The sequence below is a fragment of the Arthrobacter sp. UYNi723 genome, assembly GCF_054057635.1.
On the sequence record NZ_JBSRZM010000017.1, the window covers coordinates 19,887 to 45,182 of the forward strand.

24 protein-coding genes are annotated in these 25,296 nt (G+C 65.2%); 2 read left to right on the forward strand and 22 right to left on the reverse strand.

Annotation, left to right across the window (positions count from 1 at the left end):
- Nucleotides 1-19: 19 nt before the first annotated feature.
- From ACVWY0_RS13815 to dinB, 22 genes are all read right to left on the reverse strand, one after another.
- Nucleotides 20-946 (reverse strand): RluA family pseudouridine synthase, encoded by a 927-nt coding sequence (locus tag ACVWY0_RS13815; protein WP_056342205.1) that lies wholly within the window; start codon nucleotides 944-946, stop codon nucleotides 20-22.
- Nucleotides 939-1,529 carry a signal peptidase II gene (gene lspA / locus ACVWY0_RS13820; RefSeq protein WP_485837197.1) on the reverse strand — a complete coding sequence of 197 codons (591 nt, stop codon included), beginning with the start codon at nucleotides 1,527-1,529 and terminating at the stop codon, nucleotides 939-941. The genes ACVWY0_RS13815 and lspA overlap by 8 nt, the downstream gene beginning before the upstream one ends.
- A 93-nt stretch (nucleotides 1,530-1,622) precedes the next feature.
- Nucleotides 1,623-2,318, reverse strand: a complete 696-nt coding sequence (locus ACVWY0_RS13825) for a DivIVA domain-containing protein (RefSeq protein WP_485837198.1) — start codon at nucleotides 2,316-2,318, stop codon at nucleotides 1,623-1,625.
- Nucleotides 2,319-2,495: 177 nt separating this feature from the next.
- Nucleotides 2,496-2,783, reverse strand: a complete 288-nt coding sequence (locus ACVWY0_RS13830) for a YggT family protein (protein ID WP_056342216.1) — start codon at nucleotides 2,781-2,783, stop codon at nucleotides 2,496-2,498.
- A gap of 120 nt (nucleotides 2,784-2,903) precedes the next feature.
- Nucleotides 2,904-3,434, reverse strand: coding sequence for a cell division protein SepF (locus ACVWY0_RS13835; protein WP_056342219.1), 531 nt, complete (start codon nucleotides 3,432-3,434; stop codon nucleotides 2,904-2,906).
- 88 nt (nucleotides 3,435-3,522) lie between these two features.
- Nucleotides 3,523-4,263, reverse strand: a complete 741-nt coding sequence (locus tag ACVWY0_RS13840) for a YggS family pyridoxal phosphate-dependent enzyme (RefSeq protein ID WP_485837199.1) — start codon at nucleotides 4,261-4,263, stop codon at nucleotides 3,523-3,525.
- Entirely contained in the window at nucleotides 4,256-4,945 is a 690-nt protein-coding gene (locus ACVWY0_RS13845) for a purine nucleoside phosphorylase YfiH/LACC1 family protein (RefSeq protein WP_485837200.1), read from the reverse strand. The genes ACVWY0_RS13840 and ACVWY0_RS13845 overlap by 8 nt, the downstream gene beginning before the upstream one ends.
- 8 nt (nucleotides 4,946-4,953) lie before the next feature.
- Nucleotides 4,954-6,186, reverse strand: a complete 1,233-nt coding sequence (gene ftsZ, locus ACVWY0_RS13850; RefSeq protein ID WP_254750004.1) for a cell division protein FtsZ — start codon at nucleotides 6,184-6,186, stop codon at nucleotides 4,954-4,956.
- Between the two features lie 187 nt (nucleotides 6,187-6,373).
- Entirely contained in the window at nucleotides 6,374-7,342 is a 969-nt protein-coding gene (locus ACVWY0_RS13855) for a cell division protein FtsQ/DivIB (protein ID WP_485837201.1), read from the reverse strand.
- A complete protein-coding gene (gene murC, locus ACVWY0_RS13860) occupies nucleotides 7,335-8,711 on the reverse strand; it encodes a UDP-N-acetylmuramate--L-alanine ligase (RefSeq protein ID WP_485837202.1) in 1,377 nt (458 codons plus the stop codon). The genes ACVWY0_RS13855 and murC overlap by 8 nt, the downstream gene beginning before the upstream one ends.
- The gene (gene murG / locus ACVWY0_RS13865; protein ID WP_485837203.1) at nucleotides 8,708-9,808 is read right to left on the reverse strand and encodes an undecaprenyldiphospho-muramoylpentapeptide beta-N-acetylglucosaminyltransferase; all 1,101 of its coding nucleotides are present in this window, start codon (nucleotides 9,806-9,808) and stop codon (nucleotides 8,708-8,710) included. The genes murC and murG overlap by 4 nt, the downstream gene beginning before the upstream one ends.
- Nucleotides 9,809-9,814: 6 nt before the next feature.
- Entirely contained in the window at nucleotides 9,815-11,203 is a 1,389-nt protein-coding gene (ftsW, locus tag ACVWY0_RS13870; RefSeq protein ID WP_485837204.1) for a putative lipid II flippase FtsW, read from the reverse strand.
- Nucleotides 11,204-11,205: 2 nt separating this feature from the next.
- Nucleotides 11,206-12,783: a UDP-N-acetylmuramoyl-L-alanine--D-glutamate ligase gene (gene murD / locus ACVWY0_RS13875; RefSeq protein ID WP_485837205.1), complete on the reverse strand. Its 1,578-nt coding sequence runs from the start codon at nucleotides 12,781-12,783 to the stop codon at nucleotides 11,206-11,208.
- The gene (mraY, locus tag ACVWY0_RS13880; protein ID WP_056342244.1) at nucleotides 12,765-13,874 is read right to left on the reverse strand and encodes a phospho-N-acetylmuramoyl-pentapeptide-transferase; all 1,110 of its coding nucleotides are present in this window, start codon (nucleotides 13,872-13,874) and stop codon (nucleotides 12,765-12,767) included. Before mraY ends, murD begins: the two co-directional genes overlap by 19 nt.
- Nucleotides 13,871-15,337: a UDP-N-acetylmuramoyl-tripeptide--D-alanyl-D-alanine ligase gene (locus ACVWY0_RS13885; RefSeq protein ID WP_485837206.1), complete on the reverse strand. Its 1,467-nt coding sequence runs from the start codon at nucleotides 15,335-15,337 to the stop codon at nucleotides 13,871-13,873. The genes mraY and ACVWY0_RS13885 overlap by 4 nt, the downstream gene beginning before the upstream one ends.
- Before the next feature lie 6 nt (nucleotides 15,338-15,343).
- Complete coding sequence (locus ACVWY0_RS13890) at nucleotides 15,344-16,993, reverse strand: UDP-N-acetylmuramoyl-L-alanyl-D-glutamate--2,6-diaminopimelate ligase (protein WP_485837207.1); 1,650 nt, start codon at nucleotides 16,991-16,993, stop codon at nucleotides 15,344-15,346.
- A gap of 89 nt (nucleotides 16,994-17,082) precedes the next feature.
- On the reverse strand, nucleotides 17,083-18,879 hold the full coding sequence (locus ACVWY0_RS13895; protein ID WP_485837208.1) for a peptidoglycan D,D-transpeptidase FtsI family protein: 1,797 nt from the start codon (nucleotides 18,877-18,879) through the stop codon (nucleotides 17,083-17,085).
- 61 nt (nucleotides 18,880-18,940) lie between these two features.
- Nucleotides 18,941-19,636, reverse strand: a complete 696-nt coding sequence (gene ftsL, locus ACVWY0_RS13900) for a cell division protein FtsL (RefSeq protein WP_485837209.1) — start codon at nucleotides 19,634-19,636, stop codon at nucleotides 18,941-18,943.
- On the reverse strand, nucleotides 19,633-20,625 hold the full coding sequence (rsmH, locus tag ACVWY0_RS13905; RefSeq protein ID WP_485837210.1) for a 16S rRNA (cytosine(1402)-N(4))-methyltransferase RsmH: 993 nt from the start codon (nucleotides 20,623-20,625) through the stop codon (nucleotides 19,633-19,635). Before rsmH ends, ftsL begins: the two co-directional genes overlap by 4 nt.
- A 167-nt stretch (nucleotides 20,626-20,792) precedes the next feature.
- Nucleotides 20,793-21,221 carry a division/cell wall cluster transcriptional repressor MraZ gene (gene mraZ / locus ACVWY0_RS13910; RefSeq protein WP_058929387.1) on the reverse strand — a complete coding sequence of 143 codons (429 nt, stop codon included), beginning with the start codon at nucleotides 21,219-21,221 and terminating at the stop codon, nucleotides 20,793-20,795.
- A 465-nt stretch (nucleotides 21,222-21,686) separates the two neighbouring features.
- A complete protein-coding gene (locus ACVWY0_RS13915) occupies nucleotides 21,687-22,061 on the reverse strand; it encodes a DUF3040 domain-containing protein (RefSeq protein WP_485837211.1) in 375 nt (124 codons plus the stop codon).
- A 264-nt stretch (nucleotides 22,062-22,325) separates the two neighbouring features.
- Nucleotides 22,326-23,483, reverse strand: a complete 1,158-nt coding sequence (gene dinB, locus ACVWY0_RS13920) for a DNA polymerase IV (protein ID WP_485837246.1) — start codon at nucleotides 23,481-23,483, stop codon at nucleotides 22,326-22,328.
- Nucleotides 23,484-23,623: 140 nt separating this feature from the next.
- Between dinB and ACVWY0_RS13925 the strand changes: the two genes are divergently transcribed.
- Together ACVWY0_RS13925 and ACVWY0_RS13930 are read left to right on the forward strand one after the other, a co-directional pair.
- Nucleotides 23,624-24,151, forward strand: a complete 528-nt coding sequence (locus ACVWY0_RS13925) for a hypothetical protein (protein WP_485837212.1) — start codon at nucleotides 23,624-23,626, stop codon at nucleotides 24,149-24,151.
- Nucleotides 24,148-25,242: a polyprenyl synthetase family protein gene (locus ACVWY0_RS13930; RefSeq protein WP_248761670.1), complete on the forward strand. Its 1,095-nt coding sequence runs from the start codon at nucleotides 24,148-24,150 to the stop codon at nucleotides 25,240-25,242. The genes ACVWY0_RS13925 and ACVWY0_RS13930 overlap by 4 nt, the downstream gene beginning before the upstream one ends.
- The last annotated feature ends 54 nt before the right edge of the window (nucleotides 25,243-25,296 follow it).

Genomic DNA, 25,296 nt, shown 5'->3' on the forward strand with positions numbered 1-25,296 from the left:
GGGCCCAGCGACCCAGCCGCTAGGCCTCCCCGGACTCCAGGACTTCGAGGGCAAAGGCCAGGTCCTGCGGGTATTCGCTGGTAACGGTCACGCGCTCCCCCGTTACCGGGTGGTCGAAGCCGAGCTGCCGGGCATGGAGCCATTGCCGGGTCAAGCCCAGGGTGGCGGCGAGCCGAGGATCCGCCCCGTAGGTAAGATCTCCGGCGCATGGGTGCCGCAACGCAGAAAAGTGGACACGGATCTGGTGTGTGCGCCCGGTCTCAAGGTGCACCTCCACGAGGGTGGCCTTGCCAAAAGCCTCCAGCACCTCATAGTGCGTGATCGACGGCCGGCCGTCCTCGATCACGGCAAAGCGCCAGTCGTGTCCTGGGTGGCGCCCGATTGGTGCGTCGATGGTGCCCTCCAGCGGATCCGGGAGCCCCTGGACCACCGCGTGGTACACCTTCTCCACGGTGCGCTCCTTGAAGGCCCGTTTCAGGGCCGTATAGGCGCGCTCCGTTTTGGCCACCACCATCACCCCGGACGTGCCGACGTCGAGCCGGTGCACGATCCCCACCCGCTCGGGGGAACCCGACGTCGAGATCCGGAAGCCGGCTCCGGCGAGGCCGCCGACCACGGTGGGCCCTACCCAGCCGGGCGAAGGATGCGCGGCAACGCCCACAGGCTTGTCCACAACGACAAATTCGTCGTCGTCCAGCAGGATTTTCAGGCCTTCCACAACTTCCTCCACCACTTCGAGCGGGTCCCGTCGTTCAGGCACCGTCACTTCCAGGACATCGCCGGCAACCAACCGCGCGGACTTTCCGAGTTTCTTGCCGCGGCTCACCACGTTGCCTTCAGCAATGAGGGTCGCGGCCATTGACCGGGAAATCCCCATCAGCTTGGCGAGCCCTGCGTCCGCCCGCGTTCCGCCGAATTCGTCGGCGACCACCACACGCTCAGACACCGTCCGTGTCCTTCGGCTGTGCCGCCTCTTTCCGTGGCGCCGCGACGTGGCGTGAACCGTCAAGGGCGATCCCCCGCAACGTAAGGATACAAATGATGACCACCGCTGAGACCACCGCGGAATCGGCGATGTTGAAGATCGCAAAATTGGGCAGCTGGATGAAGTCCACCACGTGCCCCATGCCGAACGAGGGCTCGCGGAAGAGCCTGTCAGTCAGGTTGCCCAGGGCCCCGCCCAGGAGCAGACCCAGTGCCAGCGACCACCAGGCCGAGCCCAGCTTGCGCACCTGGAACAGGATGGCGATGGAGACGCCGGCCATGATGATGGAGAACACCCACGTGACATTTTCCCCGATCGAAAATGCGGCGCCGGAATTGCGGATGAAGTACCAGTGCAGGAGCGGCGGCAGCACCGGGATGCGTTCACCCTCCACCATCGAGGACGTCACCCAGAGTTTTGTCAGCTGGTCCAGGACGTACGCAAAGACCGCAAAACCGGCGAAGAGCGAGAGCAGGAGTGCCCGCCGGGGGCGGGCCGATGAAGGAGTAGGGTTTGCAGCGTCAGCGGCGAGGTGGTCAGTCATGGTGCTTTCATTTTGTAAAACCGATGTTAAATCCTAAAAACCGGCGGCCGAGGAATCCTCAGCCACCGGTTCTCAGAATACGTGCTTGACGAACTAGTTCGCTTCAACCTCAGGTGCCGCCACGGAACCGCGGGCGTCAAGGTCGCGCAGCTGGCCTTCAATGTAGGCCTTCAGGCGTGAGCGGTAGTCGCGTTCGAAGCCGCGGAGTTGCTCTACCTTGCGTTCCAGGACGGAGCGCTGCTGCTCGAGGGCACCGAGGATCTTCCGGGACTTCTCCTGGGCATCGTTGACCAGGCTGCTGGCCTCGATCTGGGCCTCTGCGATGATCTTGTCCTTCTGGGACTGACCGTCGGCGACGTGACGGTCGTGCATCTGCTGCGCCATGGCGAGCAGTCCGGCAGCCGACTCGGCTGAAACCGTGCTTCCGTTGGCTCCGGCGGGCGCAGCAGCCGGGACGGCCGCAACAGGTGTTACCGGCTCGGCTTCCTTCTTCTTGGCGGCGTCGGGAGCTTTCGCCTCGACCTCGGCCTTAGCCGGGGACTCAACCTTGTCAGCCTTGACGGGTGCGGGAACCTTCTCGACCACCGGGGCGGACGCAGCGGAGCTGGCCGGCACACCGGAACCTGATTCTGCAAGCTTCTTGCGGAGCTCGTCGTTCTCCTGGTTCAGGCGCCTGAGTTCCACAACGATCTCGTCCAGGAAGTCATCAACTTCATCCTGGTCGTAGCCTTCGCGGAACTTGGTCGGCTGAAAGCGCTTGTTGACAACGTCTTCTGGCGTCAAAGCCATCTGGTCACCTCATTGGTCTAGTTAGTCAGTAGGCCTTCCGGCCGTCAAAACTACGGTACCTAAATATTGTCTGGTTCCTCTAATTCAACACTGGGTGTCAAACCGGAGATTTCTTCGCGGCTCAGAGGGAGTTCCAATTCCAGGAACTTCGCCTGCGCCGCTAGGTCTTGTCGAAGATTACGCGAAACCCCTGGTGACCGCCATCGCGATGCTGACGGCGATGAACAGGACCAGAAACCCGAGGTCCAAAGTCACCCCGCCGAGCCGCAACGGCGGGATCAGCCTCCGGAGCCCCTTGAGGGGCGGATCGGTGATCGAGTACACCGTGTGGGCCACCACGAGGGCAACACCACGCGGACGCCATTCCCTGGCAAACATCTGGACCCAGTCAAAGACCAGCCGGATGATCAGCGCCACGAAGAACAGCAAAAGGGCGATATAGACAAGTCCGAAAACAATTCCCATGACTTAACTCATATCTCCATGTCCATTCCGGATACCGCAGTGCCCTGCCAATGTTTCTTGTCTATTTCAGCACAGATGCCAGACAGGTGTACCTGTCTGGCATCCGGAATAAGCTCAGGGCTAACTTTGATTGAAGAAGCTGGCCTGGGTCTCGCTGACCTTCTTGTCATCGCCAATGACCTCAATGTACGACGGTGACAGCAGGAAAACCTTGTTGGTGACGCGTTCGATGCTGCCCCGGAGACCAAAAACCAGGCCGGCCGAGAAGTCAACGAGACGCTTGGCGTCCGCTTCGCCCATGTCGGTGACGTTCATGATGACGGGGATGCCATCCCGGAAACTCTCACCGATGAGCTTGGCGTCATTGTAGGACCGCGGGTGGATCGTGGTGATCTGCCGAAGCCCGGACGGTTCTTCGCGGCTTGAGGCCGCACGCTTGATGGGGGTCACTGGTGCGCGGTATTCCTCTTCGGGGGCGTGTGATGACTCGCGGCTGACGTCGCGGACGGGTGCCGGTGCACGGCGTTCCTCGCGGTCAACTTCCATCGAATCGTCCTCGTCCTTACGTGTTGTGGTGTGCTCGGACTCGTAGTGTTCATCGCCATCGGCGAGCCCAAGATAGATCATTGTCTTGCGCAGAGCGCCGGCCATGGTCGACTCCTAATCGTGTCCGTAGGCGGGCCGCCCAATGACTTGACAGCCTTGAATCCCCCGCCATTCACTTCCTATGGGTTCGACGCTACCCCACGTCAGGACGCGATCCGAGAATATCGGAACCGATTCGCAGGTGTGTCGCACCGAAACGGATGGCCGCTTCCAGGTCCTGGCTCATGCCCGCCGAGATGGCGGTTGCGCCGGGATGCTCCGCTACCAAGGCCGCCGAGATGGCTGCCAGCTTTTCAAACGCCGCCTCAGGACTGGTGCCCAACGGGGCGACAGCCATAACGCCCGCCAGTTCCAGTCCTGCCGCAGCCGCCAGCCGCTCGGCCAGGAGTGGTACCTCCGCCGCGGCCACGCCGCCGCGATGCGCGCCGGCGTCGTCGTCGAGGCTGACCTGGATGAAGCAGTCCAGGGCTCCCCGGCCCGTCCGCTCCTGTTCCGCGCCGATGGCACGCTCGAGGCCATCAACCAGGGCCAGCCGGTCCACGGAATGGAGCGCATGGGCATACTTCACCACGGATTTCGCTTTTTTGCTCTGCAGCTGCCCGACGAAGTGCCAGTTGAGTCCGAGGCCTGCCAGTTCGGCCGCCTTCGAGGAAGCTTCCTGATCCCGGTTCTCGCCGACGTCACGGACGCCGAGGGCAGCCAGGCGCCTGATGTCGGCGGCCGGATGGAACTTGGTGACCACAATCAGCGTGGGCACTTCCCCCGCCCGGCCTGCATCCTGGACGGCCGCATCAATACGACGCTGCACGGCGGCGAGGCGCTCCGCCAGATCAGCCATCCGTTCGGCGTTGTCCTCCACAGTGCCCTCATTCATGCGACCACACCAGTCCCGCGAAGCGCCCGGTGGTGTTGGACCTGCGGTAAGAGAAAAGCTCTTCGTTTTCAAGCGTGCACGGACCCGCATATTCGATGACGACGCCGGCAGCTTCAAGTTGGCTCTTCGCCCCCGCTGGGAGATCCAGTGCGGGCGTGCCCCAGGACGTGGAAGCCCACGTCGCCGGCACCTGGGCAGCTACTTGGGCGCGCAGTTCGGCGGGCACCTCATAGCAACGCCCGCAGATTGACGGGCCCAGCCAGGCACGGATGGCGGTGGCCCCGGCTGAGCGCATCCGCTCCACTGCCGCCGGGAGAATGCCGTTTTCTATCCCCGTGCGGCCTGCGTGCACGGCGGCGAGGACCGGACCGTCTGGTCCTTCCCCTACGAGTACTGCCGGGATGCAGTCGGCAACCATCACCGCAAGCGGCAGCCCCCGCGACACCATGGCATCGGCGGTCGGCGCTGGCGTGGCCGGCTCCATCATTTCCACCGCAGTGCCGTGGACCTGCTCCATGAACCGGAAGGAACCACGGGTTAGGCCGGCAGCGTTCTCCAGCGCCTCCCGGCGCTGGAGAACATCAGCGGCGTTGTCCCCGACGTGCAGGGCAAGATTGCCGGCCTGGGTGTCTGTGAACGCCACACTCACGCCAGCAGACACTTCGGCCCGCCAATAGAACAACCCGGGCCCTACTTCAGGAAGTCGGGGACATCCAGGTCATCGGCGCGGTTCCCGGAGAGGTCCGGCTCCACTACCGAGGGCAGGTCGACGTCGAAACCTGAATCGGCGGGGACCGACGACGGGCGCTGCTGGCCCCAGTTGCTCAGGCCTGACGCGCCGACCCCGGCGTGGACCGGCTGGACGTTGTGCTGGTGGCTGCCACCCGAAGTGGGGGCCTGAGCCGGTGCGGGTGCCGCTGCGGGCCGCTGCGGCGCAACCTGCGGCTGCGACTGGTCCATGGAGGGAGAGGTGGCCTTGACATCGTCGAAACCGGCGGCAATGACCGTGACACGGGCCTCGTCACCGAGCGCGTCGTCGATCACGGCACCGAAGATGATGTTGGCTTCGGGGTGGGCCACCTCCTGGACCAGGCGGGCAGCTTCATTGATTTCGAACAGGCCGAGATCGGAACCGCCCTGGATGGAAAGCAGGACACCATGGGCGCCGTCGATGGAGGCTTCCAGCAGCGGCGATGCAATGGCGAGCTCGGCAGCCTTCACCGCACGGTCTTCACCGCGGGCGGAGCCGATGCCCATCAGCGCGGAGCCTGCGCCCTGCATCACGGACTTAACGTCCGCGAAGTCGAGGTTGATCAGGCCGGGGGTGGTGATGAGGTCCGTGATGCCCTGGACACCGGACAGCAGGACCTGGTCAGCGGAACGGAAAGCGTCCAGGACGGAGACGTTGCGGTCGCTGATGGACAGAAGCCTGTCGTTCGGGATGACGATCAGCGTGTCCACTTCGTCGCGGAGGGCGTCGATGCCCGCCTCTGCAGAACCAGCACGACGGCGGCCCTCGAACGTGAACGGGCGGGTCACCACACCGATGGTCAGCGCTCCGAGAGACCGGGCGATGCGTGCCACCACAGGGGCGCCACCGGTGCCCGTGCCGCCACCTTCGCCGGCGGTCACAAACACCATGTCCGCGCCGCGGATGACCTCTTCGATTTCGTCGGCGTGGTCCTCCGCAGCCTGCTTGCCCACCTCGGGGTTGGCGCCTGCACCGAGCCCGCGGGTCAGCTCACGTCCGACGTCGAGTTTGACGTCGGCGTCACTCATCAGCAGAGCCTGGGCATCTGTGTTGATGGCGATGAATTCAACGCCCCGGAGGCCGACCTCGATCATGCGGTTGACTGCGTTCACGCCACCGCCGCCGATGCCGACGACCTTGATGACGGCCAAGTAATTCTGCGGAGCTGCCACGTTACGTGTCCCTTGTTCGTGTCCTATTGCGAAAACTGTGGAGTCGGGCTTGAAGCTTCGAACCTTAACCTTCGAGTTGAAGGTTATAGTTATGTCAAGTAACTCATGTCTGGAACGCTATTTCCTATGGTTCGGACATTCAATAACCGGAGCCGCGTGTCGCGGGAATACCGGGTAAATAAAGCGTTCAGCGCGTCACCGGATGCCGGGGCGCGCTCACATCGTACACACGGACGGGGTTCTTCGGGTCCGCGGGAACCTTGAGCAAGGCTTCAAGCACCTTGGCCTTGAGCTCCTTCTCCCCCGCATTCCCCCAAATGATGGTCTGACCGTCCACGAGTTTGAGCTCCACCGCGTCCACGGACTGGGCGGACGCGTTGGACAGCTTCGACAGCACGTCCAGCGGGAGTGCACCGAGGACCGCTGCGGTGGCCTGGAAGAGGTCCTTGCCGATGGTTCCGGCGCCGCCGTCGATCACGGGCAGGGCCACCGTGGCCGGGTCCGCAGGGCTGGCCAGGACCACGCCGTCCACATCCACCAACTGGTACTGCTCCCCCTGCTTGACCAGGGCCACCGGGACCCGCTCCAGCACCTGGACCACCAACCCGGACGGCGGGCGTGCCTGGGTTGAAACGGACTTGATCTGGACGAGGGGCGCCAGGAGGCGGCTGACCTCCTCATCGCTGATCTGGGGCAGGGGTTTGCCCTTCAGGGGTTCCAGTGCGGCCTGCACCTGTTCCGTGGTGACGAGCCGGGTCCCGGACACCGAGACGGTGCCTACGGCGAGTACCGGCGAAAAGATTGCGGCGGCCAGCAGCGCGCAGACCAACGCCAGGACAGTGCCCAGGGTCACCATGATGTTCCGCTTGAGGCGTTTTCCGGGCGGCTCCGGGAAGGCCAGCACATTGTCGGTGCCCGCCGGCGCCTTGCTTGCCGGTGCCTTGCTTGCCGGTGCCTTGTCTGCCGGCGCCTTGCCCCCTGATGCCTTGTCCGCTGACCGTCTGCGGTCCGCGTCCTTCACTTTCTTGCGGCCGGGCAAAGACGGGGTGTCCGCTTCCGGGGCGCTTTTGGAGGCCGAAATGACCTCCGGTTCCGCCGGAGCGGAAGGCTGGCGCCTGCCCGGTGAAGCGTAGGTGGGCCGGCGCGGACTACCCACCGAGGGCCCGCACGATCTGCGGTCCGAAGGCCGTGACATCCCCTGCCCCGACGGTCAGGATGATGTCGCCGGGCCCGGCGGCGTCCGTAAGGGCTGCAACCGCCCCGCCCGGCTCCACCAGGCGTCCGCCGGGCGACAGGTGCTCGGCGATGAGCTGGCTGCTGACTCCTGGGATGGGATCTTCGCGCGCGGGGTATATGTCCAGGACCAGGGCGGTGTCTGCCAGGTTCAGCGCATCTGCGAACTCCCTGGCGAACTCCCTGGTGCGGGAGAACAGGTGCGGCTGGAACAAAACATGGACGCGGTGCCCGCCGGCGACGGACCGTGCAGCCGTCAGTGCGGCCCGGACCTCGGTGGGGTGGTGGGCGTAGTCGTCATAGACGCGCACGCCGCGCGACTCCCCTTTCAGTTCAAAGCGCCGGGAAGCGCCCGAGAAGTGCGCCAGGGCACGCGCGGCAGCTTCGGCGTCGACCCCCAGCTCCAGCGCGACGGCGACGGCGGCGGCGGCGTTCAGCGCGTTGTGCCTGCCCGGGACCTGCAGGTCCAGGGCGAACCGTCCGGCGGGTGAGGAGACCGCCACGTCCCCGGGGCCGCCGTCGTGCAGCACCAGGTCCGACCCGTCAGTGGTGCCGTACAGCACCACCCGGGTGTTGCCGCGGGCGAGCGTGCGCTCTGCCAGGGCTGCGGCGCCGGCGTCGTCCGCGCAGGCAATCAGGACGCCGTCGGCCGGAAGCAGCGCCGTGAAGCGGTCGAAGGACTCGTAGACGGCCTCGGCGGTGCCGTAGTGGTCCAGGTGATCGGGTTCGACGTTGGTGACCACGGCTATCTTTGGCCGGTAGTTCAGGAAGGACCCGTCGGACTCGTCCGCTTCGGCCACAAAGACCCCTGACGTGCCGTGGGCGGCATTGACGCCGAGCGCAGGCACGTTGGCGCCGATGGCAAACGACGGATCCATCCCGGCGCCCTGGAGCAGGACGGTGATCATGGAGGTGGTGGTGGACTTGCCGTGGGTGCCTGCCACGGTCACCACGAGGTCGTCCCCCATGGTGGCCGCCAGCGCCTCCGAGCGGTGCAGCACGGGCAGGCCGGCCGCACGCGCGGCCGCCAGCTCGGGGTTGTCCGCACGGATCGCCGAGCCGGCCACCACGGTCTGGGCATCGCCCAGGTTGGCGGCGGCGTATCCGACGGCGATCCTCGCGCCGGCGGCGGCCAGCTCCGCCATCACCGGAAGGTCCTTGGCATCCGATCCGCTGACGGCGACGCTGCGGGCCACCATGATGCGGGCCACGGCGGACATTCCCACGCCGCCGATGCCGATGAAATGGACGCGGCCCAGGGACTCCTGGCTGCGGATGCTTGCGGGGATCATGCGGATACCGCTTCCAGGACAAGATCAGCCATGCGCTGATCGGCGTTTCTGATGCCAAGGCGGCGCGAGCTGGCGGCCATGGTGGCCAGGCGGCCGGGGTCGGTGACCAGGGGGATGAGCTGGCCCGCCACCCACTGCGCGGTGAAGTCCTTATCCTGGACCAGGAGTGCGCCACCGGCGTTCACGAGCCCCGCCGCGTTGAGCGCCTGCTCGCCGTTGCCGATAGGCAGCGGGACAAACACTGCCGGCACTCCCACGGCGGCCACTTCGCAGACTGTGGCTGCGCCGGACCGCGCCAGCAGCACGTCCGCGGCGGCGTACACCCGTTCCATGCCGTCTACGTACTCCACCTGCCGGTAGCCCGGTGCGGCGAGCGGGCCGCCGTCGGGGCCCAAAACCGTCTTGCCGCGGCCGGTGATGTGGAGTGTCTGGATCCCCGCCGCGCCAAGGTCCTGGACGGCGGCAGCGACTGCGCGGTTGATGCTCTGGGCCCCGGAGGAACCGCCGGTCACAATCAGCGTGGGCGAGGTGGGATCCAGGCCCAGTTCTTCGCGCGCGGCGGCGCGGGCAGCGTCCCGGTCCAGGCTGGAGATTTCGGTCCGCATGGGCATGCCCACATGGCGGGCGTGACGCAGGCGCGTGGTGTCGAAGGCGGTGGCCACGTGACGGGTAAGGAACGACCCCACCCGGTTGGCCAGGCCGGGCCTCGTATTGGCCTCATGGATCACGATGGGGATTCCCCGGCGCCGGGCGGCGAGGTACAGGGGTGTGCAGACGTAGCCGCCGACGCCCACCAGGACGTCGGCCGAGGCGTCGTCGAGGATGCGTCCGGACTGCCTGACCGCCCCGGCCAGCCGTGCGGGCAGCCTGAGCAGGTCAATGGAAGGTTTCCGCGGAAACGGCACGCGGTCGATGGTTGCCAGTTCCAGGCCGGCGGCGGGCACCAGCCGGGTTTCCATGCCGGCGGGCGTGCCAACGGCGAGCAGCCTGGCGCCGGGCGCGGCGGCACGCAGGGCGGCCGCGATGGCCAGCAGGGGGCTGATGTGGCCGGCGGTTCCGCCGCCCGCCAGGACAATGGACAGGTTCTGGGAAGTCATCTGGTGCTACGTACGCTTTCTTGCGGTTGTTGTGGGGCTGGCGGTTTTGCGGTCAACGGTTGTCGTGCCGGCGGTTTTCCGGCCAGCAGGTTTGCGGCCAGCGGCTCCCCCGGCCTTCTTGGCGCCGAATTTGAGCAGCTTCTTCGGCCTGAGGGCAGGCGCCATCTGTTCGCGGGCAAGCGAGAGCACCACCCCCACGGCGCAGAGCGACATCAGCAATGCCGAACCGCCGTAGGAAATGAACGGCAGCGGCACGCCGATCACAGGCATCAGCCCTGTCACCACGGCCATGTTGACCGTGGCCTGCCCCAGCAGCCACACCATGATGGTGCCGGCCAGCACCCGGTGGAACATGTCCTCCTGCGCCACCACTACGCGGTAGATGGCGGCGCCGAGGATGGCGAAAAGGACAAGCACGACGACGGTGCCCACCAGGCCGAGTTCCTCGCCGATGATGGCGAAGATGAAGTCGTTATGGGCTTCCGGGATCCAGCTGTACTTCTGCCGGCTTTGGCCGAGGCCAACGCCGAACCAGCCCCCGGATGCGAGCCCGTAGAGCCCGTTGGTGGCCTGGTAGTTGGCGTCAATGCCGTCGGCACAGGACTGGCCTGTCCACCACGATGTGATGCGGCACATGCGGTTTGAGCTGGTGATGGCCATGACGGCCGTGCCGGCGGCCGCGGCCAGGGCGGCGAACCCGAACAGGTACAGCGGTACGCCGGCGAAGAAGAGGGCGGCAGCAGTGATCATCATGATGATCATGGCCGTGCCCAGGTCATTGCCCAGCAGGACCAGGCCGATGACCCCACCCGCCAGCGGCACGGCCGGGATCAGCACGTGGGGCCAGCGCCGCAGCAGCTTCCCTTTCCTGGCCAGGACCGTGGCCATCCACAGCGCCAGAGTCAGCTTGGACGCCTCGGACGGCTGGAAGGTGATGCCGCCAAGGTCGATCCAGTTCTTGTTGCCGTTGACTTCGTCACCGATCAGCTGCACCAGGACCAGGAGGACAAGGGCCCCGCCCAGCCCCGGCCAGGCCAGGCGCTTCAGCCAGACCACGTTGATGCGGGAGAGGACAAACATGGTGAAAATGCCGATGGCGGCGAACATTCCCTGCTTGAGGGCGTCGCCGTAGGGCGATTTTCCGGCAGCGATGGATTCGACGCTGGAGGCCGACAACACCATCATGATGCCGATGGCGGTCAGGGCCAGCGTGGAACCAAGGATCAGGTAATACGTTGAGCCGTTCTTGGAGGTGCCGGTTCCTTCCAGCGTGGACCAGAAGGCCTGGTACCAGTCCCGGATCCGGTCCGGCAGGGTGATGGTGGACTTTACGGGAGAAGCGGGTTTCCCGGCGCGCGGCGGGGAGGCCGGCGACCGGGTGGGCGTGCTGACCATTGTTACTCCTCGCCGGTCTGGGCCTGCCCTTCCACCAGCTCGCGGACAGCTTCAATAAAGGCGTCGCCGCGGTGAGCATAGGAAGAGAACTGATCCATGGAAGCAGCTGCCGGGGCCATCAGCACGGTGTCGCCTGATGCCGCCAGCTGCGCCGCTGACGCAACGGCCCGGAACATCACGGCCGCACCGGAATCCGGCGAGCTGTCCGTGGTGGCTCCGCCCGTTGCGGCAGTCTGCATATTTTCAGTGTCGCCCGGCGGCGTCGTGATCACGGGGACATCCGGCGCGTGTCGCTGCAAGGCCTCCGCAAGCGCGGCGGTGTCCGTACCGATGAGTACCACAGCCTTGAGCCGGGCGGCGTGGTCCCGGACCAGGTGGTCGTAGCTGACGCCCTTGGACAGACCGCCGGCGATCCAGATGACGTTTTCAAAGGTGGCCAGTGACGCGGCTGCTGCGTGCGGGTTGGTGGCCTTGGAATCGTTGACCCAGAGCACGCCGTTCTGCTTGGCGACCGGCTGGATACGGTGGTTCCCCGGCACGTAGTCCTGGATGCCCTGGCGCACGGCCTTCGCATCCACACCGTAGGCCCGGACCAGGGCTGCAGCCGCAAGGGCGTTCGCCACCATGTGCCGGGGCGCAAACTGCCCCAGGTCGGTCATCGAAGCCAGCTCGGCGGCGCTGTCCCTGCGTTCCTCGATAAACGCGCGGTCCACGAGCAGGCCCTCCACCACGCCGAGCATGCTGATGGCCGGCGTTAGTGTGGTGAAGCCGACGGCCCGGCAGCCCTCCACAACGTCCGCGTCCTCAACCATCCGTTCGGTCTCGATCTGTTCCGCGTTGAAGATGCAGGCCTTCTGGGTCCGCGCATAGACCTTGGCCTTGTCCGCGAGGTAGGAATTGTAGGAACCGTGCCAGTCAACGTGGTCCTCAGCCACGTTCAGGCAGACGCTGGCCACCGGCGACAGCGTTTCAGCCCAATGCAGCTGGAAGCTGGAAAGTTCAACCGCGAAGACGTCGTACTCCAAGGGGTCGCGGAGGGCGTCCAGGATGGGGGTGCCCACATTGCCGACCGCGATGGCCTTCAGGCCGGCGGCCTGCAGCATCGACGCCGTCAGGCCCACCGTGGTGGTTTTGCCGTTGGTGCCGGTGATGGTCAGCCAGTCAGCGGTCTTGTGCCCGGCCCGGACCCGCAGGCGCCAGGCAAGCTCGACGTCGCCCCAGACCGGAATGTGGGCGCGCGCAGCGGCCGCCAGGAGCGCCTGGTCAGGCCGCCAGCCCGGGGAGGTCACGATGAGGTCGGGGAAGCCGCCATCGATCTTGGGAATCCTGTTGACGGCTTCCTCGCCCAGGAGCACGTCCACGGCGCCGACGATCTTCAGGGTGTCCGCCTGTGCCTTAGCTGTCTCGGACGTGGCGGCATCAACCACCACCACCCGGGCACCGAGTTCGATGAGGGTATCTGCCGCGGCGAACCCGGACACTCCGATGCCGGTGACTGCAACGCGCAGCCCTGCCCAGTCAGAATCCCAACTGACCAGGTCTTGCAGGCGGGGAGAAACAGTCACAGGAGCACAACCCATTCAGCGTAGAAGACACCCAGGCCCACGGCCACGAACAGACCGCCCAGGATCCAGAACCGGACCACCACCGTGACTTCTGCCCAGCCCTTGAGTTCGAAGTGGTGCTGCAGCGGTGCCATCTTGAAAACGCGTTTACCGCCGGTGGCTTTGAAGTAGCCCACCTGGATGATCACGGACAGGGTAATCAGGACGAACAGGCCGCCGATGATTCCCAGCAGCAGTTCCGTCCGCGACAGGATGGCGAAGCCGGCGATCGCGCCGCCGATGGCCAATGACCCGGTGTCACCCATAAAGATCTTGGCCGGGGAGGTGTTCCACCAGAGGAATCCCACGAGGGCGGCGCTCAGGATGGCTGCCAGGAGCGCCAGGTCCAGGGGGTCGCGGACGGAGTAGCAGCCGCTGCCGGCTTCCCGCGGCGACCCGCAGGCCTGGTTGTTCTGCCAGATGCCCATCAGCGTGTAGGCACCGAAGACCATGACCGAGGCACCGGCAGCGAGACCGTCCAGGCCATCCGTCAGGTTCACGCCGTTGGTCGCCGCCGTGACGATCAGGTTGGACCAGAGGACAAAGAGGATTGCGCCGACCACCGTGCCGGCGAAGGCCAGGTCCAGCCAGGGAATGTCGCGGACCAGGGAGATTTTGGTCGAGGCCGGCGTAAGGCCGTCCGGGTCGGGAAAGTTCAGTGCCAGGATGGCGAAGGCTATGCCTACCGCGGCCTGGAGGATGAGCTTCGCCTTCGCGTCAAGGCCAAGGCTCCGCTGGCGGGAGATCTTGATGAAATCGTCCAGGAAGCCCACCAACCCCATGCCGACCATCAGGAAGAGCAGGATCAGCGCCGAGGCGGAGGGGCCTGCCGAGTCCGGGTTCATCATCCACATAATCAGGTGGGTCAGCCCGTAGCTGAGCAGGACCGCGCCCACCACCACGGTGCCGCCCATGGTGGGCGTACCGCGTTTGGTGTGGTGGGATGTGGGCCCGTCATCACGGATGAATTGGCCGTAGCTCTTGCGAACAAGCAAGCGGATAAACAGCGGCGTTCCCACCAAGGCAAACAGCAGGGCAAGTCCTGCGCCGATCAGTAGTGCAATCACAGCAGCTCGCTCCCTTCATCGGTGGGTTCCGTGGATTGTGGGGGTAATGCTATCCGATCGCCCAGGTGCCGCAGTCCAACGCTGTTGGACGACTTGAAAAGCACCAGGTCGCCGGGCTCAAGCTCGGCGTTCAGGAGCACATAGGCGTCCTCGGCGGTTTCGGCAAAGACGCATTCGTCGCCCCAGGAACCCTCCTGGACGGCGGAAACGTAAAGTGCGCGGGCTTCGCGGCCGACGACGACCAGCCGGGAAATGTTCAGGCGGACCACCTGGGTGCCCACAACGGTGTGTTCACGGATCGAATCAGGTCCCAGTTCCAGCATGGCGCCCAGGACGGCCCAGGTGCGCCGTCCGCGGCCAAGGTCGGCCAGCGTGCGCAGGGCCGCCCGCATGGACTCCGGGTTCGCGTTGTAGGCGTCGTTGATGATGGTCACGCCGTCAGCACGTTCAGTGCGTTCCATCCGCCAACGGCTGGCTGCTGACTGTGTGCTCAGCGATGCGGCGATGTCCTTGCCGGACACTCCGGCCGCGTGCGCGGCCGCTGCTGCGGCGAGGAGGTTGCCGGTGTGGTGGGCGCCGATGAGGCGGCTGCTGACGTGCAGGCCTGTTTCGGCGCCGGGCAGGACGAGCTCGAATTCCGGGTTGCCCTCAGCGTTTGTGTCCGGATTCTCGGCCCGAACGGTCGCGTCCGGGCGTCCTTCGGCCGAGAAGCCCAGCACTGTGGCGCCGGTGCGGCTGCGCATGGCAGCGACGCGGTCGTCGTCGAGGTTCATAACGGCGGTGCCGCCGGCGGCGAGGGCCTCCACCAGTTCACCCTTGGCCTGGGCAATATTTTCCACGCCACCGAACTCCCCGGCGTGGGCAGTGCCGATGCCGAGGACGACGCCGATGTCAGGTCTCACCATGTCTGCCAGGTAGCGGATGTGCCCGATGCCTGTGGCGCCCATCTCGATCACCAGGTACCGCGTTTGGGTGTCGGCGCGGAAGACGGTGAGCGGTACGCCCACCTCGCCGTTGTAGGAACCTTGCGGGGCAACGGTGGCACCATGCTGGGTGAGGATGCCGGCGAGGAGGTCCTTCGTGGTGGTCTTCCCGGCGGAACCGGTGATCCCGATGACGGTCAGGGCGTCGCCTGCGGCAGACCGGGCCTGGCGGATCCGACGGACCGCTTCGGCGGCCAGCGCGCCCAGGGCCAGCACGGCATCCTCTACCAGGACGGCCGGATAGTTGACGCCGTCCGGTCCCGTTACGGGGCGCTCGGCGAGGACCAGCACCGCACCGCGGCTGAAGGCGGCAGCAACGAAGTCGTGGCCATCAGCGTGCTCGCCAGGTTTCGCCACGTACAGCGACCCGGCGGCAGCCTCGCGCGAATCGGTGACCACCGAAAGGGGCGTGATCCCCGGATCGGCGTCCAGGCGTCCGTGTGTGATATCGGCGATTTCCGCCGCAGTAAGTGCAATCATCTCGGTCTAGGACTCTATCCGGTCGTCTCGGAGAACGGTGAATCCCCTGGCTGTCAAGGCGTTCCGCAGTTCCACACGGTCGTCCAGTGCAAGATTGACGCCCTTGACTTCCTGCCAGACCTCATGGCCGCGGCCGGCCACAAGAATGGTGTCGGCCGGACCGGCCAGTTCCACGGCGCGCCGGATGGCGGCGTCGCGGGGATAAACCTCTTCGATGACACACTCCGGAGATTCCTGTTCGCGCGCCGACCATGCGCCCGCCAGCACATCTGCCCTGATGGCCGCAGGGTCCTCGTCGTGGGGGTCGTCATCCGTGACGATGACGATGTCGGCCATCTTTGCGGCGACGGCGCCCATGGCGGGACGCTTGCCCTGGTCGCGCTGTCCGGTGGCTCCGAAAACCACGATCACCCGGGAGCCGGGCAGCGGTGACCTGACCGCTTCAAGTGCGCGTGCCAGTGCATCAGTGTTGTGGGCGAAGTCCACGACGGCCGCCGGTTCTTCGGAGACGAGCTGCATGCGTCCCGGTACCGCCACGGTGAAGGGGTCGTGGTGGTCCAGGGCGGCCTGCACTGTGGTGGCGTCCATTCCGCTGGCCAGGACCATTATGGTGGCCAGTGCGGCGTTGGCGACGTTGAATGCGCCAGGCAGGCCGGTGTGGACATTCAGGGTAACTCCGTCGGGTCCCTGCAGGCTGAAGTCGGTACCCAGCCCACGCGCGGAGGTGGACGTTACGGTCCAGTCTGTGGGAGCTCCGCCGGGTGTCATCGAGAGGGTGGTGACCGGGATCCTTGCCGTGGCCGCAAGCCTGCGGCCCCATTCGTCGTCGACCGTCACCACAGCCCTGCGGGCACGGCCGTGCGTAAAGAGTTCCGCCTTTGTGGCGAAGTAGTCCTCCATGGTGCCGTGCAGATCCAGATGGTCCTGCGTCAGGTTCGTGAAACCGGCAACGTCGAAGAGCACACCGTCCACCCGCTGGAAGGATACGGCGTGGGACGAGACTTCCATGGACGCGGCGTCCAGTCCCCGTTCCCGCATGAGGGCGAGCAAGCCGTGGAGATCCGGTGACTCAGGCGTGGTCAGGAGGCTGGGAACCGGTTCTCCGCCGGCCAGGATTTCGATGGTTCCGATCAGGCCGGTCTGCTGCCCGAGCGCACGGAGCAAGGCGTTGATGAAGTACGTGGTGGTGGTCTTGCCGTTGGTTCCCGTCACACCATACAAGCGCGGCGTCCGTCCGCCTGCTGGCTGGCTCTGGTAGATCATGGCGGACAGCGGCCCCACCACGTTGCGCGGTCCGTCCACCACAAGCACCGGGACCGATGCTTCGGCGGTATCCGCAGACAGCGCGAGAAGGCGTGCGCCGGCGTCGTCGGTCAGGACTGCCACCGCTCCCCTGCCGACCGCCTGCGACACGAAGTCTGCGCCATGGCGGGAAGCACCAGGCAGCGCCACATACAGGTCGCCCTGCTCCACGGTTCTCGAGTTCAGTGAAATTCCCGTGACGCTGACGGCAGCGGAGGCGCCCGGGACCTGCACACCGATCGCGTCGCCGATCGTGTCCAGGCTGACGGCAGCAACTGCCGTAGGCCTGAACCGCGTGGGGGCCGGTTCCCCTGCCGGCCCCGCGTTGCTGGCTGATGCGTTCTGCTCTGACAAGGGAATCTCCGATGGTGGTGCTAGTGGATCATGCCCGCGGGAGACTGCTTCCGCTGCGGGCGTAGGGGGAACTGCTGCCTGGCTTGATGCTACTTGGCGTACTGCGGCAGCCTGGCCGGTTCGCCCGTGGACGGCTGGACGTTATAAGTGCGCAGCGCCTGGCTCATGACCGAACGGAACACGGGCCCCTGCGTAATGCCGTAGATATTGCCCTTGGGACGCTGCAGCACCACCTCAACAATAAACCGGGGATCATCCATGGGCGCCATCCCCACAATTGAAGCGGTGTAGCCGCAGAACCCTGACTTCCCGTCATCGCACGGCGATTCAGAGGTTCCGGTTTTTGCCCCCACCCGGTATCCGTCGATCGCGGCGTCCTTGATCTGGCCTTCGGTCACCGCGCTTTCCAGGATGTCCTGGACCTGCTGCGCGGTGCCGTCCGACACCACCTGGCGGGAAGGCTGCGGGGCGACTTTCTCCTCTGTTCCGTCCGGTGAAACGTACGCGTCAATCAGGCGCGGCTGGAGCATCACACCGTTGTTGGCGATCGTCTGGAAGGCTCGGACTGTCTGCAGGGTGGACTGCGATACGCCCTGGCCGAACAGCACCGTGTATTCCTGGCGGCCGTCCCACTGGTCCGCCGGTGTGAGAATGCCGGAGGCCGTAGCCGGCAATCCAATGTCCGGGGCTTCGCCGATGCCGAATTTCTTAAGCCAGTCGTACCGTTGTTCCTTGGTCAGCCGCGACCCGGCCGCCACGGTGCCGGTGTTCATTGACCAACCCAGGATGCCGGCGAGCGTGCGCTCTTCGGTGCCATGGGTAAAGGCGTCTGTGAAGGTCTGGCCGTCCACGGTGTACGACGGTCCGAGTGTGAAGGTATCCAGGGGGCTGGATTTTCCTTCTTCAATCAGGGCCGCGGCCGTGATCATCTTCTGTACCGAGCCGGGCTCATACGCTGCGGTCACGGAGCGCACGCCGCGGTCCTTGGCGGCTACCCGTCCGGGATCGTTCGGATCCGGGGCATTTGTGTCCGCCATCGCGACAATGTCACCGGTCTTGGCATCCATCACCGTGATGACACCCCACTCGGCGCCCTGTTTGTCTGACTGGCTCTGAATGGCCTGCTGGGCGAAATACTGGAGATCGGAATTGAGCGTGAGCTTGACGTCCTTGCCGTCCTCCGGCGGTGTCAGCTCATCCACGCCGACCGGAATCCGGAGACCGTCGGCGCCGATCTCGAAGAGCCGCTTGCCGTCCTTCCCGCGCAGCAGCCCATCCTGCGTCTGCTCGATCCCCGCCTGGCCCGTGTTGCCGTCCTGGAGGAAGCCGATAATACCGCCGGCCACGGAACCGTTGGGGTACACGCGTTTGCTGACGCCCTCAGTGACGATGCCGGGAATACTGAGATCCGAGACCCTGAGCTCAACGTCCGGCTTCAGGTCCTTAGCGACGATGTGGTACTTCGATTCGCCCGTCACGGCGTTCCTGAGTTCGTCAGCGTCCATGCCCAGGACAGCCGCGAGTTCGCTGATGCCCTGGTCCCGGCTGACTTCAACAAGTTTGTCCACGCCCTCCTCCAGGCGCCAGAACTTCTCTGTCTTGGTGTTGGTGGTCTGGTCCACCACAACGTTGTAGCGGATCACACTGTTGGCCAGGACCGTCCCGTTGGCGCCAAGGATGCTGCCGCGTTCGGCGGGGAGGGAAGTCTCGCGCATCCGGTAATCGAGCGCAGCTGCGGCCATCCCGCCGACGTCGAGCCCTTGGACGAAAAAGAGCTTGCCGCCCACCACTAACAGCAGCGTCAGCATAATGCCCAGGCCGAGGCGCAGCCGCTTGGTGGCGTTAGGGGCCTTGCCGCTTTTTGCCTTGCCGGTCCTCTGCGCCACCGTGATTCCCTTGCTGCTCGCCTGTTGCCTGTTTATTACCTGACTGGCTGTCCTTCAGCGGCTACCGGTTAGACCCGGGCACCTTCTGTTCGGGTGCTGGAACCGAACCGCCGTGGAGCTCCACGGCACGTGCCGGTGGTGCGGGCGCTTCAGCCGGCGGTGCTGCAGCGGCAGGTGCCGCTGCAGGGGCCGGTGCAGGGGCCGCAGCAGGGGCCGGTTCCTCGTCAGCCGGTTTACGGTTCGTCAGCGGCTCCCACTTCGTTGTCGGGGGAACCACGGTGAGCATTCCCTCGACGGCCGGAGCAGGGATAACCGATCCAGCCGCGCCACCCTTCACCGCCGGAGTTGCCTTGCCCGTGACGGCAAGGGTGGAGAGGTCGATCTGGCCTTTGACGGTCGAAGCCACCATGCCCAGGTCTGAGGCCTTTGCCGCCAGGTTCTGGGGCGCCTCGAAGTTCTGGACCTGCTGTGTCAGGTCCTGGTTCTGCTTGGTCAGCGTGCTTTGCTTACCCCTCAGTTCCACCAGCTGGTACTGGGAGGTAGAGACTGAGATGTTCAGGACCAGCACGGCTACGAGCGCAACAGCGAGCAGGGCGAAACACATCACCACAAACGGCGCACGGCGCTTCTTGGGGGTGGAACGCACCACAGACAGGGGTGTGCGTTCCCTGCGGCCGGTGCCAGAAGGAAGCGACCTGATCGCCGGGGCGCTGCTGCCGGAGACGACCGGAAAGTTCTTGACGGCGGCAGTGCTCATGCTTCTCTCCTGGCTCTGATACGTTCCACGGCCCGCAGCCTGGCGGAGGCTGCGCGCGGATTTTCTGCAATCTCGACGGCGGTGGGTACCTCGGTGCCCTTGGTCAGGGTTTTGAGGAAGGCCTTGTGTTCCTCAAGCTCCACCGGAAATCCGAGCGGCGCGGAGGATTTGGAGCCAGCCTGGAAAACTGATTTGACGATTTTGTCCTCGAGGGAGTGGTAAGACATCACCACGATGCGTCCGCCCAGGGCCGTTGCTGCCACGGCGGCAGGAACAGCGCGCTCCAGCACGTCGAGTTCCTCATTCACTTCGATGCGCAGTGCCTGGAACGTCCGTTTGGCCGGGTGGCCGCCCGATTTGGCGGCTGCCGCCGGCACCACGGAGCGGATCTGTTCCACGAGTTCCCCGGTGGTGGCGAAAGGCTTAACTGTCCTCGCCGCGACAATCCTGTTGGCGATCCGGCCGGCGAACTTCTCCTCGCCCCACTTCCGGATGATCCTGACGAGATCCTCTTCGCTGTAGTTGTTAACCACATCTGCTGCGGTCTGCCCGCGGCTGGTGTCCATCCTCATGTCCAGCGGAGCGTCAAAGGAATAGGCGAAGCCACGCTCACGCTCGTCCAGCTGCAGGGATGAAACGCCCAGGTCCATCAGGATGCCATGAACCTGTGCCACGCCCAGGTCTTCGAGGACGTCGGCGATTTCGTCGTAGACGGCGTGGACCAGGTCAGTCCGGGAAGCGAAAGGCGCCAGCCGCTCCCCTGCCAGTGCCAGGGCTTCCTCATCACGGTCGATGCCGATCAGGTGCAGATCCGGGAAACGCTCCAGCATGGCTTCGGAGTGGCCGCCCATGCCGAGGGTCGCATCAATCGCGATGGGGGTTTCACCTCGGAGGCGGGCAGCTTCGAAGCCGGGGGCCAACAAATTGATGCACCGGTCCTTGAGGACCGGCACATGGCGTTCGGACGTTGGCTTCGGGTCATCATTCATGCCTTCGTCCTTTCCTGCCGTGGGTGCTGGTGTGCTGCTTCTTGAGCCAGATCCCCATCCGCGCCTATCGACCTGCCGGCCTGGCTCCGGGGAAGTGAGCCAGGTTGACTGTCCGATGGGCGGCTGGAGATCTCGTTCAAGAAACGTCCGCCGGGCCGTTCAGGTGATCACAGGATCCCCGGAATGGCATCGTCGGTTTCGGAGAAGGCGGTTTCCTTCTCCGCGAGGTACTCGTTCCAGGCCTGGGCATCCCAGATCTCGGCCCGGGTTCCTGCACCGATAACGGCCAGTTCCCTGCCGAGGCCTGCGTACTCCCGGAGCGCGGCCGGAATGGTTATGCGCCCCTGCTTGTCAGGTACCTCGTCCGAGGCTCCAGAGAGAAAGACGCGGATGTAGTCCCGGGCCTGCTTGGAGGAAATGGGCGCCTCCCGCATTTGCTCGTGGACACGTGCAAATTCCTGCTCACTGAAGACGTAGATGCACCGTTCCTGTCCCCTGGTGAGAACAAGCCCGCTGGCAAGCTCCTCACGGAACTTCGCAGGGAGGATAATTCGGCCCTTTTCGTCCAGACGTGGCGAGTGTGTGCCCAGAAACACTGGCCCACCGCCTGTCTGCCGTCAGGAACTGCACATCCCCTGTGTTGCAACTACCCTCTTATGTCCTCCACATTACTCCACTTTCCACCACAGTCAACGCAAATCAGGCCAATATTCCCCCATTTCAGGCCTTTGTCCCCCCAAATGGCGCGGGAGCAGGCGGTGGATGGAAGTGGAGGGCCCGGCGCCGTTTCGCCGCGAACCATAACTGCCCGACGGCGGTGCCAGGCCGCCGTCGGGCTCTCATCTGACGCCGGCGGCGGATCCGCGGTCCCCGGGCTCCCCAACCACGTAGGAGTAGGTGCCGGTTTGAGCGCTCAAACAGACCCCTAGCGCTACCAGCCTCCGGGTTAAAAGCAGAAGACCCGCCGGGGCGGGTCTTCTGCTGCGGCCATCCTGACCGAGGGGAGGGAAATGGAGGACGGCACGGCCTATCACCGTGGAACCTTTCCTGCAGGCGCTGCCTTAGGATTCGTCGCGGCGACGCTCGTCCCAGCGTTCTTCCAGGCTGGACATAAAGGAACTCCGGGGCTTCCCGGACTTACCAGCGCCAGGAGCGGAGCGCTGCTTGCCGCCGGACGCGTTACGCATTGTGGCGAAGTACACACCCGCGCCCATAACCACGAAGCCCAGGACACCGACGAAGATGTTCTGGACTGTAACGCCGACCAGGAGCAGGGCGATCCCCGCGAGGGCGCAGAGCACCCCAATCACGATGTGGCGGGTGGACCACTGTCGTCCAGGGTCCGAACCCATGGAATTCGCGAACTTCGGATCGTCCTCGTGCAGCTGCTTCTCCAGCTGCTCAAGCAGCTTCTGTTCGTGCTCCGAGAGCGGCATCACGACCTCCTTAAGTAGGCCAACGTCCGGGCTGGTCCCATCCCGTACTACTGCTCCGATAACGACCGACATGCCCGGGAGGTTCCCGCCCCGCCGACGATGGCGGAAGGCGAACACCGGCATGCGGGCCATTGGAACTGCAGCATGTCCAAGAAGTCCGGCAATAACTGAAAACTATGTACATATAAGGATAGTTTGTCGGGGGCCGTTCTGAAAGACGGCCATCACCTCCCTGAAACTCGCAGGCAAGGTGCCGGCGCCCTGCTAAGACCCGTTTCCGGAATCCAGCAGACTGGCGGGGAGGACGGATTTGCTTCCGAATTTTCGGCTGACCTCGTCCAGGGCCTGTTCTGCTGCCCGCCAGTTGTCATCCCGGCGGTCAAGGCTCAGCTGAAGGGACGTGTGGGCGGTGTCTTCGAGCTGCTCGGCCCGGATGCCAACAAGCCGCACTGTCATGGGACGGCTCCCCAATGATTCCAGGAGCTGGATGGCCACGGCATAAATCAGCTGGGCGCTGTCCACGGGTGTGTGCACAGTGCGGCTCCTGGTGATGGTAGAAAAGTCGGCGTAGCGGAGTTTCAACGCCACCGTCCGTGCCACCATCCCCGAACTCCGCAGCCGTCCTGCCGTCCGGTGCGAAAGCCGCAGCAATTCCCGGGCGATCAGCCCGTCATCGCCCGTGTCCACGGCGAACGTCTCCTCAGCCCCGATGCTCTTCTCGAGCCTCACGGGGGTCACGGGCCGCGGATCGATCCCCCACGACAACCGGTACACGTGCTCACCGGTGGCACCCAGCATTTTCTTAAGGGAGGACACCGGCGTGGCCGCCACGTCCGCCACCGTCCGGATGCCCATCCGGGCAAGGACGTCCGTAGTCTTCGCGCCGATTCCCCACAAGGCCCCGACGGGCAGGCTGTGGAGGTAGGGCACTGTCTCGTCGGGTCCAATCAGCAACAGCCCGTCCGGTTTGCAACGCGTGGAAGCAATCTTGGCTACGAACTTACTGGCTGCAATGCCCACGGAGGCCGTAATGCCCAGTTCGGCAGCCACCCGGCGCCGGATCAATTCACCGATGACGCGCGGGGGTCCCAACCGGCGGATGGCGCCGCCGACGTCCAGGAAGGCTTCGTCCACACTCAGCGGTTCCACGAGATCGGTGATGGACTCGAAGATTTCCATCAGCTGGGCGGAAACCTCGTAGTACAGCTTGTGGCGCGGTTCAATGATGACCGCTTTGGGGCACATCCTGGCGGCGACCACCATGGGCATGGCGGACTTCACCCCGAACGCACGTGCTTCATACGACGCCGAGAGGACCACTGAGCGGTCCGCGGGAAATCCAACGATCACCGGTTTGCCGCGGAGTTCCGGCCGCGTGCGAAGCTCCACGGAGACGAAGAAGGCGTCCATGTCCACGTGCATGATGCAGTTACGCCGGAGCTCACGAAGACCCGCTTCGGTGTACTGGTTGTTCCGCTCAGGCCCCACACCGGCAATTGTATCGGTTGGTACTGACTAAACTGGAGGCTGAATCCGGCATCAACACCAGGAGGACAGTCCCTGTGACCGTCATGAGAAGTCTTAAGCCAACAGGATTAGCGGCACTGGCCGCGGGCGCTCTGCTGGCCCTCGCTGCCTGCAGCCCCGCGGAGCCCGGAATGAAATCATCCTCCCCAGTTACCTCCTCACCAGCGTCGGGCGGCGCCAGCATCACCGCGTCCGCCAGTCCGACGGCGTCGCCGGGAACTTCCGCCACTGTTGGGACAATCGTCGCAGGGTTCCCGGAAACGCTGCTTCCCCTGATGCCCGGCGCCACGGTGATTTCGAGCAGCTTTGACAAGACCTCAACGCCCGCCACCGCGGCACTCGTGGCAAGCATCAATGCCCCGACTGCCGCCGTCGTGGATTTCTACACAAAGCACCTGGAGGCGCAGGGATTCAAAGCCGTCCCCGGTGACGCAGTGGGCGCCGTTGCTTCCAAGGACTTCGTCCGGAACGACTCCGAGACGGTCAACATCGCCGCCGTCGAAGCGGCCGGTGTCTCCACGTTCACCATCGGCGCCAACGTGGCTGCTGAGTCAGCCAAGTGAGCGTTTCGGAGCAGCTAAGGATTGAGCAGACCGCATTCGTCGCCGCCGTTGCCGGTGAGCTGACAGACTTCCTCACCACGCGGCAATCCCTGATGGCCGCCATTTCACCCGATATCGATCCCATTATGGGTTCCATTTCCAACCTGGTGACCGGCGGCAAAAGGCTCCGTGCGCTGATGTGCTACTGGGGATGGCGCGGCGCGGGCGGCGAGCCGGCGGCCCAGGAAATCGTGACGGCGGGATCGGCCCTGGAGCTTTTCCAGGCAGCTGCCCTGATCCATGACGACATCATTGACCGCTCGGACACGCGGCGGGGCGGCCCCAGCGTGCATCGCCGCTTCAGCCAGCTGCACCACGCGCAGGGCTGGGCTCTGGACAGCGAGCGGTTTGGGCATGCAGCCGCAATCCTCACCGGGGATCTTTGCCTCTCGTTCAGCGAGGAGGCCTTCACGGACATCGGCGCACAGGCAGCTGCAGGCAGCAGGGCACGGCTCATCTTCAACCTCATGCGTGCCGAGGTGATGGCGGGGCAGTATCTTGACATCCTGGAGGAAGTGGCCGGTCCTGTCCGGGACCGGGCCGGAGCAGTGACACGGGCACAGTCCATCATCAGGTTCAAGTCCGCCAAATATTCCACTGAGCACCCGCTGGCGCTTGGCGGCGCCTTGGCGGACGCTCCGGACGAGTTGCTCCGGGGCTACTCGGCCTTTGCGTTGCCGCTGGGCGAGGCATTCCAACTGCGCGACGACGTCCTGGGCGTCTTTGGGGACCCTGTCACCACGGGCAAGCCGGCAGGTGACGATCTCCGCGAAGGCAAGCGGACCGTACTCATTGCCCTCGCGCTGGGCCAGGCATCAACCGCAGAATCGGCGTTTATCGATGCGAAGCTGGGCAGCCCTGACCTGGGCGACGCCGATGTGGCCGAGATCCGCCGGATCATCGAAGAGTCGGGGGCGCTTCAGGCCACTGAAGTGCTGATCAACGAATTTGGCGCCGCGGCGTATGACGCACTGGAACAGCTGCCGCTGGAAGAACTGCCCAAGACTGCCCTGCGGAAGCTGGCGGAAGCGACGGTCAGCCGCGCATCCTGACGTTGGCGCCCGTCTTGGCCACGTCCGCGGGCCCGGCGTCGTCCGGGCCCTTTG

Coding starts and splice junctions, on each gene's coding strand:
- ftsL (WP_485837209.1), bottom strand. CDS start 19,636: ATGAGCACTGCCGCCGTCAAGAACTTTCCGGTCGTCTCCGGCAGCAGC.
- ACVWY0_RS13840 (WP_485837199.1), bottom strand. CDS start 4,263: ATGAATGAGGGCACTGTGGAGGACAACGCCGAACGGATGGCTGATCTG.
- murG (WP_485837203.1), bottom strand. CDS start 9,808: ATGACTTCCCAGAACCTGTCCATTGTCCTGGCGGGCGGCGGAACCGCC.
- ACVWY0_RS13885 (WP_485837206.1), bottom strand. CDS start 15,337: ATGATTGCACTTACTGCGGCGGAAATCGCCGATATCACACACGGACGC.
- ACVWY0_RS13915 (WP_485837211.1), bottom strand. CDS start 22,061: ATGCCGCTCTCGGAGCACGAACAGAAGCTGCTTGAGCAGCTGGAGAAG.
- ACVWY0_RS13835 (WP_056342219.1), bottom strand. CDS start 3,434: ATGGCCGGCGCTCTGCGCAAGACAATGATCTATCTTGGGCTCGCCGAT.
- lspA (WP_485837197.1), bottom strand. CDS start 1,529: ATGACTGACCACCTCGCCGCTGACGCTGCAAACCCTACTCCTTCATCG.
- rsmH (WP_485837210.1), bottom strand. CDS start 20,625: ATGAATGATGACCCGAAGCCAACGTCCGAACGCCATGTGCCGGTCCTC.
- dinB (WP_485837246.1), bottom strand. CDS start 23,483: ATGCACGTGGACATGGACGCCTTCTTCGTCTCCGTGGAGCTTCGCACG.
- ftsW (WP_485837204.1), bottom strand. CDS start 11,203: ATGGTCAGCACGCCCACCCGGTCGCCGGCCTCCCCGCCGCGCGCCGGG.
- murD (WP_485837205.1), bottom strand. CDS start 12,783: ATGGGTTGTGCTCCTGTGACTGTTTCTCCCCGCCTGCAAGACCTGGTC.
- ACVWY0_RS13825 (WP_485837198.1), bottom strand. CDS start 2,318: ATGGCTTTGACGCCAGAAGACGTTGTCAACAAGCGCTTTCAGCCGACC.
- murC (WP_485837202.1), bottom strand. CDS start 8,711: ATGATCCCCGCAAGCATCCGCAGCCAGGAGTCCCTGGGCCGCGTCCAT.
- ACVWY0_RS13830 (WP_056342216.1), bottom strand. CDS start 2,783: ATGGGAATTGTTTTCGGACTTGTCTATATCGCCCTTTTGCTGTTCTTC.